At 60.8% G+C, this 13,137-nt stretch carries 10 protein-coding genes; 5 read left to right on the top strand and 5 right to left on the bottom strand.

The window, feature by feature from the left end; all coding sequences use genetic code 11:
• Positions 1-326: 326 nt before the first annotated feature.
• The gene (gene rne / locus L2I46_RS14200; protein ID WP_236947963.1) at positions 327-3,569 is read left to right on the top strand and encodes a ribonuclease E; all 3,243 of its coding nucleotides are present in this window, start codon (positions 327-329) and stop codon (positions 3,567-3,569) included.
• 40 nt (positions 3,570-3,609) lie between these two features.
• Here the strand turns inward: rne and L2I46_RS14195 are convergent, their stop codons facing one another.
• Positions 3,610-4,638: a LysR family transcriptional regulator gene (locus tag L2I46_RS14195; protein ID WP_072096710.1), complete on the bottom strand. Its 1,029-nt coding sequence runs from the start codon at positions 4,636-4,638 to the stop codon at positions 3,610-3,612.
• A gap of 16 nt (positions 4,639-4,654) precedes the next feature.
• On the opposite strand from L2I46_RS14195, the gene L2I46_RS14190 reads away from it, so the two are divergent.
• Positions 4,655-5,869 (top strand): MFS transporter, encoded by a 1,215-nt coding sequence (locus L2I46_RS14190; protein ID WP_023289132.1) that lies wholly within the window; start codon positions 4,655-4,657, stop codon positions 5,867-5,869.
• A 54-nt stretch (positions 5,870-5,923) separates the two neighbouring features.
• Here L2I46_RS14190 and murJ read toward each other — a convergent pair whose 3' ends face one another.
• The 4 genes from murJ to rimJ form a co-directional block, all read right to left on the bottom strand.
• The gene (murJ, locus tag L2I46_RS14185; protein WP_023289131.1) at positions 5,924-7,459 is read right to left on the bottom strand and encodes a murein biosynthesis integral membrane protein MurJ; all 1,536 of its coding nucleotides are present in this window, start codon (positions 7,457-7,459) and stop codon (positions 5,924-5,926) included.
• Between the two features lie 111 nt (positions 7,460-7,570).
• Complete coding sequence (locus tag L2I46_RS14180) at positions 7,571-8,482, bottom strand: Gfo/Idh/MocA family protein (RefSeq protein WP_072096704.1); 912 nt, start codon at positions 8,480-8,482, stop codon at positions 7,571-7,573.
• Between the two features lie 15 nt (positions 8,483-8,497).
• Entirely contained in the window at positions 8,498-9,151 is a 654-nt protein-coding gene (locus L2I46_RS14175) for a YceH family protein (protein ID WP_023289129.1), read from the bottom strand.
• 9 nt (positions 9,152-9,160) lie between these two features.
• Positions 9,161-9,745 carry a ribosomal protein S5-alanine N-acetyltransferase gene (rimJ, locus tag L2I46_RS14170; protein ID WP_017900738.1) on the bottom strand — a complete coding sequence of 195 codons (585 nt, stop codon included), beginning with the start codon at positions 9,743-9,745 and terminating at the stop codon, positions 9,161-9,163.
• Positions 9,746-9,973: 228 nt separating this feature from the next.
• Between rimJ and mdtH the strand changes: the two genes are divergently transcribed.
• The 3 genes from mdtH to pyrC all read left to right on the top strand — a co-directional run bounded on the left by mdtH (position 9,974) and on the right by pyrC (position 13,028).
• Positions 9,974-11,182, top strand: a complete 1,209-nt coding sequence (gene mdtH / locus L2I46_RS14165) for a multidrug efflux MFS transporter MdtH (protein WP_023289127.1) — start codon at positions 9,974-9,976, stop codon at positions 11,180-11,182.
• A gap of 113 nt (positions 11,183-11,295) precedes the next feature.
• Positions 11,296-11,856 (top strand): lipoprotein, encoded by a 561-nt coding sequence (locus L2I46_RS14160; RefSeq protein WP_004204546.1) that lies wholly within the window; start codon positions 11,296-11,298, stop codon positions 11,854-11,856.
• 125 nt (positions 11,857-11,981) lie between these two features.
• Positions 11,982-13,028 (top strand): dihydroorotase, encoded by a 1,047-nt coding sequence (pyrC, locus tag L2I46_RS14155; protein WP_032452428.1) that lies wholly within the window; start codon positions 11,982-11,984, stop codon positions 13,026-13,028.
• The last annotated feature ends 109 nt before the right edge of the window (positions 13,029-13,137 follow it).

The raw sequence follows: 13,137 nt of genomic DNA, 5'->3' as shown, positions 1-13,137 counted from the left end.
CGCAGGAAGGCGTCAACTCCGGGACTCCCGGGAGCTCATCTGGATCAGCCGATCGAGGTGAGCAGGTTAAGCCATCATGCCTGCAACGCGAAAGACGACGAGTATAAATGGAATATTCTCTGGTGATACATCCCAGGCTGTTCCCCTGAATAATTGCGCTGTGTTTCCGTTTGAAACACAGGCGACCGACACTCTGCGCCTCTTAAGCGCGCGACAACCGTGAGGTTGGCGACGTGAACCAGACACGAGGCCATCGGTTTTCCCCCGGAAAGGCATTACTCTGCCCGCAGCTTAGTCGTCAATGTAAGAATAATGAGTAAGTTACGATGAAAAGAATGTTAATCAACGCAACTCAGCAGGAAGAGTTGCGCGTCGCCCTTGTTGATGGGCAGCGCCTGTACGACCTGGATATCGAAAGCCCCGGGCACGAACAGAAAAAAGCGAACATCTACAAAGGCAAAATCACCCGCATTGAACCCAGCCTTGAAGCCGCGTTTGTTGATTACGGCGCCGAGCGTCATGGTTTCCTCCCCCTCAAAGAAATCGCCCGCGAATACTTCCCCGCCAACTACAATGCGCATGGTCGTCCTAATATCAAAGACGTACTGCGTGAAGGTCAGGAAGTTATCGTGCAGATTGATAAAGAAGAACGCGGCAACAAAGGCGCTGCGCTCACCACCTTTATCAGCCTGGCGGGCAGCTATCTGGTACTGATGCCGAACAACCCGCGCGCGGGGGGAATTTCCCGCCGTATCGAGGGCGACGACCGTACCGAACTGAAAGAAGCGCTGGCGAGCCTGGAGCTTCCGGACGGCATGGGCCTTATCGTTCGCACCGCTGGCGTCGGCAAATCCGCCGAAGCCCTGCAGTGGGACCTGAGCTTCCGTCTGAAACACTGGGAAGCGATTCAGAAAGCCGCGGAAAGCCGTCCGGCGCCGTTCCTGATCCACCAGGAAAGCAACGTCATTGTCCGCGCCTTCCGTGACTACCTGCGCCAGGATATCGGCGAAATCCTGATCGATAACCCGAAAGTGCTTGAGCTGGCGCGCCAGCATATCGCCGCGCTGGGTCGTCCGGATTTCAGCAGCAAAATCAAACTGTACACCGGTGAAATCCCGCTGTTCAGCCACTACCAGATCGAATCCCAAATTGAATCCGCCTTCCAGCGTGAAGTCCGTCTGCCGTCCGGTGGCTCTATCGTCATCGACAGCACTGAAGCGCTGACCGCTATCGATATCAACTCCGCCCGCGCTACCCGCGGCGGCGATATCGAAGAGACGGCGTTCAACACCAACCTCGAAGCGGCTGACGAGATTGCCCGCCAGCTGCGTCTGCGCGACCTCGGCGGCCTGATCGTTATCGACTTTATCGATATGACTCCGGTTCGCCACCAGCGCGCCGTGGAGAACCGTCTGCGCGAAGCCGTCCGTCAGGACCGGGCGCGCATTCAGATCAGCCATATCTCGCGCTTCGGCCTGCTGGAGATGTCCCGCCAGCGCCTGAGTCCGTCGCTGGGCGAATCCAGCCACCACGTCTGCCCGCGCTGCTCCGGCACCGGCACCGTGCGTGATAACGAATCGCTGTCGCTCTCTATTCTGCGTCTGATTGAAGAAGAAGCGCTGAAAGAGAACACCAAAGAAGTTCATGCCATCGTTCCGGTACCGATCGCCTCCTATCTGCTGAACGAAAAACGTGCCGCGGTGAGCGCTATCGAATCCCGTCAGGGCGATGTGCGCGTGATCATCGTGCCAAACGACGAAATGCAGACGCCGCACTACTCCGTCCTGCGCGTGCGCAAAGGTGAAGAGACCTCAACGCTGAGCTACCTGCTGCCGAAGCTGCATGAAGAAGAGATGGCGCTGCCGGGCGACGATGAGCCGGCAGAACGGAAACGTCCGGAACAACCGGCCCTCGCCGCTTTTGTCATGCCTGACGCGCCGCCGGCCCCGATGCTCGAAGATCCAGCCGCCGCGCCTGTCGCCGCAGCGACCCCGGTCGCGGCCGCCGCACCGGCGCAGCCTGGCCTGCTCTCGCGCTTCTTCAGCGCGCTGAAGAATATCTTCTCTGGCGCCGAAGAGGCCAAACCGGCTGAAGTTCAGGTCGAGAAGAAAGCGGAAGAAAAACCAGAGCGTCAGCAGGAGCGCCGTAAACCGCGCGCCAACAACCGCCGCGATCGCAACGACCGTCGTGACAATCGCGACAATCGTGATAATCGCGACAACCGCGACAACCGTGATAACCGCGACGCGCGTGCCGAGAATAACGAAGGCCGTGAACCGCGCGAATCGCGTGAAGAGAACCGTCGCAACCGTCGCGAGAAGCCGTCGCAGAACGTGGAAGCCCGCGATGTTCGCCAGACCTCAGGTGACGATGCGGAAAAAGCGAAATCTCGTGACGAGCAGCAGCCGCGCCGCGAACGCACCCGCCGCCGCAATGACGACAAACGTCAGGCGCAGCAGGAAGCCAAAGCGCAGACACGCGAAGAGCCGGTAGTGCAGGAGACGGAGCAGGAAGAGCGTGTGCAGACCCTGCCGCGTCGTAAACCGCGCCAGCTGGCACAGAAAGTACGCGTCGAGTCCGCTGTCGTTGAGCAGGTTGCCGAGATCGAGCCAGAAGCCGTAGTGGCGGAAGTTATCGCTCCGCGCAGCGAGCCGGTGAAAGCCGAGCTGCCAGCAGTCGTGGAGAGCGTGGCGGACCAGGACGAAAATGGCGAATCCCGTGAAGCGAACGGTATGCCGCGTCGTTCACGTCGTTCCCCGCGTCACCTGCGCGTCAGCGGTCAGCGTCGTCGTCGCTATCGTGATGAACGCTATCCGACCCAGTCGCCAATGCCGCTGACCGTGGCCTGCGCATCGCCGGAGATGGCTTCCGGTAAAGTCTGGATCCGCTACCCGATAGTTCGTCCGCAGGACCAGCAGCCGGAAGAGGTTCAGGTTCAGGACGACAACGTCGTGGAAACCGTCGCGGCCGTCGCAGCCCCGGTTGCCGTCGTTGAAACCGTTACCGCTGCGCCGGTCACCGTCGAGCCGGCAACCATGGAGCCGGTTACCGCTGAGCCTGTGGTCGTCGAGCCGGTCGCGGCCGCCGAGCCGGTGGTCGTTGATGCTGCGGAAGTTGTCGCGCCAGCAGCCGTCGAGCCTGCGCCGCAGGAGCTGGTCACCGAAGCGCCGGCTGTCGAAGCGCCTCAGGCTATCGCGCCAGTGACGATCGACGCCGAGCCGGTGGTGGTAGAACCTGAAGTGGTGGAAACAGCGCCTGTCGTTGAAGCGCCAGTGGAAACCATCGCCCCGGCGGCGGAAACCGCGGTTGAAGCACCGGTTGTCGAAGCAGCGCCTGTCGAGCCGGTCAAAGCCGAGCCACCGGTGAGCAAGCCGGTAGTGGTGGTGAGTCATCGCCATGCCACCGCGCCAATGACCCGTGCGCCAGCGCCGGACTATGTCCCGGAAGCACCGCGCCACAGCACCTGGGTGCGGCCGCCATTCGCCTTTGAAGGTAAAGGCGCCGCCGGCGGTCATAGTGCGACCCATAAAGCCACCGCTGAACCGACCCGCCCACAGCCCGTCGAGTAAGCGTGTTAAATAAAAAAACCGGCCTCCTGGCCGGTTTTTTTTATGCGCTTTGCGGAGGCTGCATGCCGGCAAGGTCCGGCATGATCTCCCGCATCAGGTCGAGGAACTTACGCAGCCGCGTCGGATAATAGCGCGCCCAGGGATAGACCAGATGGACCGGCAGCGAGGCGGGACGCCACTGCGGGAACAGCTCTGTCAACCTTCCGGCGGCAAGATCTTCCGCCACCGTCCAGCTGGACACCATCGCCACCCCCAGACCCGCCAGCGCGGTATTGCGCGCGACGTACAGGCTGTCGGTGCTCAGACAGGGGGTAATCGCCGTGGAGACGATCTGCCCGCTTACCTGATGTCGGAGCCGTACCTCATGCTGATAAAAGGTGTTAATGGCGATCCACGGCAGGCCGGATAACGCCTCCAGCGAGGTTAACGGCGGGTACTTCGCCAGCAGTTCAGGAGAGGCCACCACGCAGCGCGGCACTTCCGCCAGCAGCACGGAGACCGTGGCCGGATCCACCTCCGCCCCCACGCGGATGGCGCAGTCGATATTATCGCTGAGAAAGTCGACAGTATTATCATTCAGCATCCACTCCACCGACAGCTGCGGATGACGCTGGAGAAAGGCGACCAGCGGCCCCAGCAGCTGCTGCTGGCCAAAAGCGTGCGGTGCCCTCACCCGCAGCACCCCTACCGGCCGATCGTCGGCAATACGCAGGTCATCTTCCAGCGCCAGCCAGGCATCCACCAGCTGGCGAGCGTGACGGTAGCAGCGTTCGCCATCGTCAGTGAGCTTCATCGCATGGGTGGTACGCAGGATCAGCTTGACCCCCAGCAGCCCTTCAAGGGACTGCAGGCGGCGGCTGACGGTCGCCTGAGTGGTATCCATCTGCCCCGCCGCGGCGGAGAGCGATCCGGTCTCCACAATGCGGATATAAGTGCGCATCAGCTCAATGCGGTCTATACGCTCCTGTCTTTTCATTCTTCTTTTGCCTATACGTGCTACGTATAACCGTTTTACCACCAGCCCGGCTACCGCGCCAGCCGCGTTCAGGGAAAAATAGCCCCATCGCATACACGAGGCACTAATCATGACACCGACTTCTCTTTCCGCCCGCGACGCAGGCTGGATTATCTTCATTCTCGCGCTCGGCGCTGGCTTTAGCGTCGCCTCTATCTACTACGCGCAGCCGCTGCTGCCGTTGATGGGCGCCAATCTCCACCTGACGGTAGAAGGTATGGGTCTGGTCCCTACCCTGACGCAGGCGGGTTATGCGCTCGGCATTCTGTTCCTGCTTCCGCTCGGCGACCGCCACGATCGCCGCCGGCTGATCCTGGTGAAAAGCGCGCTGCTGGCGCTCCTGCTGCTGCTGTGCAGCCTCACCGGCCAGCTCAGCTCACTGCTGGTGGTTAGTCTGCTGATCGGTATGGCGGCGACCATGGCGCAGGATATCGTCCCGGCGGCGGCGATCCTCGCCCCGGCGGGCAAGCAGGGAAAAATGGTGGGCACGGTGATGACCGGGCTGCTGCTGGGGATCCTGCTTTCCCGGACGGTCAGCGGCGTGGTGGGCGCAGTGTTCGGCTGGCGGGTGATGTATCAGGCGGCGGCGGTCAGCGTGGCGCTGATTGGCCTGGTGATGTGGCGGGTGCTGCCGCGCTTCGCCATTCACTCGACGCTGAGCTATCCGCAGCTGATGGCCTCGATGGCGCATCTGTGGCAGCGTTACCCGGCGCTACGCCGCGCTGCGCTGGCTCAGGGGGCGCTCTCTGTCGCCTTCAGCGCCTTCTGGTCGACGCTGGCGGTGATGCTCTCCGAACACTATCACATGGGCAGCGCGGTAGCGGGCGGCTTTGGTATCGCCGGGGCCGCCGGGGCGCTGGCCGCGCCGCTGGCCGGCGGACTGGCCGATAAATTTGGCGCCGGTAAAGTGACGCAAATGGGGGCGGCGCTGGTCACCGTCTCCTTCGCCCTGATGTTTATACTGCCGCTGCTGCCACTGCATGGCCAGCTGGCGCTGATTGCCCTGTCGGCGATTGGCTTCGACCTTGGCCTGCAGTCAAGCCTGGTGGCGCATCAGAACCTGGTGTATGGCCTCGAGCCACAGGCCCGCGGCCGCCTGAACGCTCTGCTGTTTACCGTGGTCTTCATTGGGATGTCGCTGGGGTCGGTGCTGGGCAGCAAGCTTTACGTACTGGCCGGCTGGAACGGAGTGGTTACCCTGGCGGTGGTCAGCGGGGCGATCGCCCTGGCGATCCGCTTGCTGGAGAATGCCCGTATCGTTGCAGCCGAACGCCGCGCATCATAAAAAAAACCCGCTTCGCCTGAGGCGAAGCGGGTTCATCAATTCCCATTCAAGCGCTTACGCTGTACGACGGGCAAACTCTTTCACGCGGAAGCCCAGCAGCAGCAGTGTGGCGAAATAAGCCACCACTCCGGCGATCACCACCACCAGCAGACGCATCAGACGGAACGGCATCGTCCCCAGCGACCACTCCGGCATGAGATGCATGACGCCCAGCAGCGCCGCGGCCATGACCAGCACCGCAGCAATCAGACGCAGCAGGAACGCCAGCCAGCCCGGTTGGGGGGTGAAAATTTTCTGTTTACGCAACTGCCAGTAAAGCAGCGCAGCGTTCAGGCAGGCCGCCAGGCCGATGGACAGCGACAGACCCGCATGCTTCAGCGGGCCGATAAACGCCAGGTTCATCACCTGGGTCATAATCAGGGTGACAATGGCAATCTTGACCGGGGTCTTGATGTCCTGACGGGAATAGAAACCCGGCGCCAGCACCTTCACCACGATAAGCCCCATGAGCCCAACGGAATAAGCCACCAGCGCGCGCTGGGTCATCGCCGCATCAAAGGCGCTAAATTTGCCGTACTGGAACAGGGCCACGGTCAGCGGTTTAGCGAGGATCCCCAGCGCCACCGCGCTCGGCAGCGCCAGCAGGAAGCAGAGACGCAGCCCCCAGTCCATCAGCCGGCAATACTCGTCATGATTACCGCTGGCGAAGCTTTTTGACAGCGAGGGCAGCAGGATAGTGCCGAGCGCCACCCCCAGAACACCGGACGGAAACTCCATCAGGCGGTCAGCATAGTACATCCACGACACCGATCCCGACACGAGAAACGAAGCGAAGATGGTATTGATGATAAGGGAGATCTGGCTTACCGACACGCCGAGGATCGCCGGGCCCATCTGCTTCACTACCCGCATCGCGCCGGCATCTTTCAGATTGATGCGCGGCAGGACCAGCATGCCAATCTTCTTCAGGTGCGGCAGCTGGTAGGCCAGCTGCAGCACGCCGCCGACCGTGACAGCCCAGGCCAGCGCCAGCACCGGCGGATGGAAGTACGGCGCGGCAAACAGCGCAAAGCCAATCATGCTGACGTTAAGGAACGTCGGCGCAAAGGCCGGCACCGAGAAGCGGTTCCAGGTATTGAGGATCGCCCCCACCAGCGAGGCCAGGGAGATCAGCAAAATATAGGGGAAGGTAATGCGCAGCAATTGGGTGGTCAGCGCAAATTTATCGGCGGTATCAGCAAACCCGGGGGCGGTGATGGTGATCACCCACGGCGCCGCCAGCATCCCGATAACGGTTACGATCGCCAGGGCCAGGGTCAGCAATCCGGAGACATACGAGACAAACACCCGGGTGGCATCTTCGCCCTGCTTGCTTTTATATTCGGCAAGGATCGGCACAAACGCCTGCGAGAAGGCGCCTTCGGCAAAAATACGTCGCAGCAGATTAGGCAGTTTGAAGGCGACGAAAAAGGCGTCGGTCGCCATCCCGGCGCCAAAAATGCGCGCCACAATCGCATCGCGGGCAAAGCCCAGCACGCGCGAAAACATGGTCATCGAACTGACGGCCGCCAGTGATTTTAAAAGGTTCATTACGCTGTTATTCCAAACCCTGGAGTAAAACGCCCGCAAATGCGGGCGCTGGAAAGTGGCGATAGTCTACCGGGTTCAACATGAATTACTACTGTCAGTTGTTACAACGGATTATTCGCTGATGGCGTCGCGCCAGAGTTTGTCGACCACCCGCTGAGCCAGCAGCGCCTGTTCGCCTGCAGTTTCAGGAACGGTCTGATTTTGCACGCATTCGATAAAATGGCGCGCGCAGCCGACAAAGCCGCGCTGCTCCAGGGTGGTTTGCCAGCCGGCGACCGGGCGCTGGACCACGCCGTGACCGCACTCTTCCTGCCATTCGCGCATCTCGCTGACGGCATATAGCCCGCCATCCGTCACCGCCTGCACCCACTCGCGCTGGCTGCCTGCGCGGCGGTGCATGCTGGTGGTGACCTGCAGCCGGGGCGAACTGAACTGGTGTTCGGCATAGAGCATCTCGCCCTGCGGAGTGATCTGTAGCGCGCCACCGCGCAGACGCGCCTGACCGTCGGCCAGCCATAGCGCGGTATCCACCACGTGTAGATAGTCATCAAGCAGGGTAAAGCGCAGATCGTTGCCCACGCTATCGCTGCGGTGCTTATCCATCCGCAGCGAGGCCGCCTCGCCCAGCCGTCCCTTCAGCTCCCGGTAGAGCGGTGCGAAGCGGCGATTGAAACCGACCATCAGCGTCAGACGCCGCCGCGCCGCCAGCTCGACCAGCATCTCCGCCTCACTCAGCTTGTCCGCCAGCGGTTTATCCACGCAAACATGAACCCCGGCATTCAGCAAATGATTCACCACTTCATAATGTGAAGCCGTCGACGTATGGACAAAAACCGCATCGCACTGCGCCGCCAGAGCGTCCAGTGATTCAGCGTAGGGGATCCGCCAGGTTTCGCAGACCCGCAGCGCCTTCTCTTTCCCCGGCGACCAGGCCGCCTGCAGCGTCCAGCTTTCCGCCGCCCCCAGCACCGGCAGCCACGCTTTCTGCGCAATGCCGCCTAAGCCAACCACTCCGATGCGCAATCTTGTCCCCACGTTTTAGTCCCCCAGATGGTGTAACAGCGAATCGAGGCGCGCTTTCAGCTCCGCCACCTCGCCTTCCAGCGCTTCAACCCTGGCTCGCAGATCGTCATCCTCTTCCAGCGGCGCGAGTGCTTCCACCGTCGTGATCAGCGTGTCCATCTCGTCGCAAAACAGATGCATATAGCGGCTTTCCCGTTTTCCCGGCTCCCGGGGCAGACGGGCGACGAAGGGACCATCTTCGCGGGTCGCCAGCCCTTCCAGCACGCTTTCCACTTCCGCCATATCGCTGAACTCATGCATCCGCTGCGCCCGGCTGCGTAATTCACCCGGCGTCTGGGCGCCGCGCAGCAGCAGCGTCGTCACCACCGCCACCTCGCCGGCGCTGAGCTTCAGATCGCCAAATTCGGAGTTGCAAAAGCGCTGCTCATACTTGGTTACCCGATTGCCGAATCCGCTGACCGTGCGCAGATAGTGGCGTTTCACCAGGGTATCCAGCAGCGTCTGGACCTCGCCTTCGCTCAGCGACATCACCGGCTCGCGGTTGGTTTTCTGATTGCAGGCGGTCACGACGGCGTTCACCGACAGCGGATACTGCTCGGGCGTGGTGACCTGCTTTTCCAGCAGACAGCCAATGACGCGCGCTTCATGCGCGGTTAACTGATATTTCATCCTCTCTCCTTAACGTCCCGCTGACCAGTCCGGCGTCGTTAGCGCCGTCAATACATGGTCACGCCACTGCCCGTCGATCAGCAGGTAATCTTTGGCGTAACCCTCTTTTTCAAACCCCAACCGCGCCAGCAGCGCGCCGCTGCGCTGATTATGCGGCATATAGTTGGCCATAATGCGATGAATATGCTGCGTACGCTGCATATAGCGAATCGCCGACGTCAGCGCTTCAAACATCAGCCCCTGCCCCTGCCACTTCTCGCCAATAGAGTAGCCGAGATAGCAGGCATGGAATGATCCACGCACCACGTTGGAAAAGTTCGCCACGCCGACGATCTCCTTTTCCTCCGGATCGAGCAGCGCGAAATAAAAAGCAGACCCCTGTTTATGAAACTCGGCGATCATCGACAGACGCGCCTGCCATCCGGAAGGATAGCAGTGGCTGTCGTCACGAACCGGCTCCCAGGGTTTTAAGAACGCCTTATTCTCGGCGTAATAATCGGCCAGACGCCAGGCGTCACGATCGTGAACCAGGCGCACCACCAGCCGGTCCGTCGTCAAACGCACCTTCGGCACGTTACTGCGATAGCCAAACATTTCCTTTTCAGTCCCCCTGACTTCATTCTTGCTGCCTTCACTATACCTGTCCTGCGCGATGGTGTGAAAACAGCAACATACCATTTTCTGCGCCATCTCCTCTTTTCGATGAATAGCCTCAATCGAACTTGCATTTTGATAAAAAAATATTGTCGCAAGGGCGCTGGGAAAAGCAGCAGATTGCCCGCAGAATATCCACGCTTATCTCTATTTTTCCCTGGAGGGGAAATGTCCCGCGTCTCGCAGGCAAGGAGCCTGGGTAAATATTTCCTGTTAGTCGATAACATGCTGGTCGTGTTGGGCTTTTTTGTCGTCTTCCCGCTGATTTCCATCCGCTTTGTCGATCAGATGGGCTGGGCGGCGCTGATGGTCGGCATCGCGCTCGGCCTGCGCCAGTTGGTGCAGCAGGGATTAGGTATCTTTGGCGGCGCTATCGCCGACCGCTTCGGCGCCAAACCGATGATCGTCACCGGTATGCTGATGCGCGCCGGCGGCTTCGCGGCGATGGCCGTCGCCCATGAGCCGTGGGTGCTGTGGTTCTCGTGCATACTTTCCGGGCTCGGCGGCACGCTGTTCGATCCGCCGCGGGCGGCGCTGGTGGTTAAGCTGGTGCGCCCGCATCAGCGTGGCCGCTTTTTCTCCATCCTGATGATGCAGGATAGCGCCGGCGCGGTGATTGGCGCGCTGCTGGGCAGCTGGCTGCTGCAGTATGATTTCCGCCTGGTGTGCAGCGCCGGCGCCGCGCTGTTTATCGCCTGCGCGGCATTTAACGCCTGGTATCTGCCGGCATGGAAGCTCTCGACGGTGAAAACGCCGATCCGCGAGGGGCTGGGCCGGGTGCTGCGGGACAAGCGCTTCGTCACCTATGTCCTGACGCTGACGGGCTATTACATGCTGGCGGTGCAGGTGATGCTGATGCTGCCGATCATGGTGAATGACATCGCCGGCTCGCCGGCCGCCGTGAAGTGGATGTACGCCATCGAAGCCACCATTTCGCTGACCCTGCTCTATCCCATTGCCCGCTGGAGCGAAAAACGTTTTCGCCTTGAGCACCGGCTGATGGCCGGTCTGCTGGTGATGACTCTGGCCATGCTCCCCATCGGCATGACCAGCAGTTTGCAACAGCTGTTTACCCTGATCTGCCTGTTTTACATCGGCTCCATCATTGCCGAACCCGCCCGGGAGACGCTGGGCGCCTCGCTGGCGGACGCCCGGGCGCGCGGCAGCTATATGGGCTTCAGCCGCCTGGGGCTCGCCTTTGGCGGCGCGCTGGGATATGCGGGCGGCGGCTGGCTGTTCGATGCCGGTAAGGCCGCGGGTCAGCCCGAGCTGCCGTGGCTGATGCTCGGGGCCATCGGGGTTATCACCTTCCTGGCGCTGTGGTGGCAGTTTAGTCCGAAACGCTCTGCCTCCGGCATGCTGGAGCCGCGGACCTGATGCGCGCGGCGGCGGTTTCTCCTGCTTTCAGCCTATTCTGCTGGTATCGAGGGTGCTGACAGGTCATGATGCTTTGTGTCAGGATGAATGAAGATATGAGCCAGAGGACCCCCATGAAAAAGATTTTGATCGCCGCCGCGCTGATTGTCAGCGGCCTGCTGAGCGGCTGTAATCAGCTGACCCAATACACAGTAAGCGAGCAGGAGATTAACCAGGCCCTGCAGAAGCGAAACCATTTTGCCAAAGATATTGGTCTGAAAGGCGTTGCCGACGCCCATATCGAACTGCAGAACCTCACCAGCGCCATCGGGCGCGAGGAGCCGGGCAAAGTCACGCTGACCGGGATCGCTAACGTCGACCTGAACTCCCTGTTCGGCACGCAGAAAGCGACGATCGATCTGAAGCTCAAAGCGCTGCCAACCTTTGACAGAGAGAAAGGCGCCATCTTCCTGCAGGAAATGGAGGTGGTGGATGCCAAAGTGGCGCCCGAGAAACTGCAGTCGGTCATTCAGGCCCTGCTCCCCTATCTGAATCAGTCGCTGCGCAGTTACTTCAGCCAGCAGCCTGCCTATGTCCTGCGTGAGGACGCCAGCACCGGTGAAGCGCTGGCTAAGAAATACGCCAAAGGCATAGAGGTGAAGCCGGGCGAGATTGTCATCCCCTTTACCAATTAATCTCCAGGGCGCCGCGGCGCCCTCAATTTTTTACGGAAATGAGTGCAAAGGAAAACGTTTACGCTTATCCTTAGTGCCCGGCAAAAAACAGCCCTGATGACTGAACCTATTAGCCGGAGCCTTCCATGACAGCACAATCCCAGGTATTGAAAATCCGCCGCCCAGACGACTGGCATATCCATCTGCGTGATGACGATATGCTGAAAACCGTCGTGCCTTATACCAGTGAGTTTTATGGCCGGGCGATCGTGATGCCGAATCTGGTGCCGCCTGTCACCACCGTCGCGGCGGCTATCGCCTATCGCCAACGCATTATGGACGCCGTCCCGGCCGGGCACGATTTTACCCCGCTGATGACCTGCTATCTGACAGACTCCCTCGACCCGGCGGAGCTGGAGCGCGGCTTTAACGAAGGCGTGTTCACCGCCGCCAAGCTTTACCCGGCCAATGCCACCACCAACTCCAGCCACGGCGTCACCAGCACCGACGCCATTATGCCGGTGCTGGAGCGGATGGAAAAACTGGGGATGCCGCTGCTGGTACATGGCGAAGTCACCCACGCCGAGATTGATATTTTCGACCGCGAAGCGCGCTTTATTGAAACCGTGATGGAGCCGCTGCGCCAGCGCCTGCCCGGCCTGAAGGTGGTCTTTGAGCATATCACCACCAAAGATGCCGCCGAGTATGTGCGTGACGGCAATGAACTGCTGGCGGCCACTATCACCCCGCAGCATCTGATGTTCAACCGTAACCATATGCTGGTCGGCGGTATTCGTCCTCACTTGTACTGCCTGCCGATACTCAAACGCAATATTCATCAGCAGGCACTGCGCGAACTGGTCGCCAGCGGCTTTAGCCGCGTCTTCCTTGGCACCGATTCCGCGCCGCACGCCCGCCATCGTAAGGAAGCCAGCTGCGGCTGCGCCGGCTGCTTCAACGCCCCGACCGCCCTCGGCAGCTACGCCACCGTGTTTGAAGAAATGAACGCTCTGCAGCACTTTGAGGCCTTCTGCTCGCTGAACGGCCCGCGCTTTTACGGTCTGCCGGTCAATGAAAGCTATGTTGAACTGGTGCGTGAAGAGACGACCGTCGTCGACAGTATTGCGTTGCCCAATGACACCCTGGTGCCGTTCCTGGCAGGTGAAACCGTCCGCTGGACCATGAAGCGATAAAAAACGCGGCCCCCTGTTGTCAATGCTTATCAGATGTCGCGGTAGGGATACCCGTTACCGGATACCCCCCGCACAGATCCCGGCGTGCGCGATTTACGCACCGGGCTCC

Origin of the sequence: Klebsiella sp. 2019SCSN059 (assembly GCF_021739525.1) — a bacterium.
Taxonomy (GTDB): domain Bacteria; phylum Pseudomonadota; class Gammaproteobacteria; order Enterobacterales; family Enterobacteriaceae; genus Klebsiella; species Klebsiella quasipneumoniae.
Note: the sequence above shows the minus strand (reverse complement) of the source record. Positions and strands in the feature narration are given on the sequence as shown.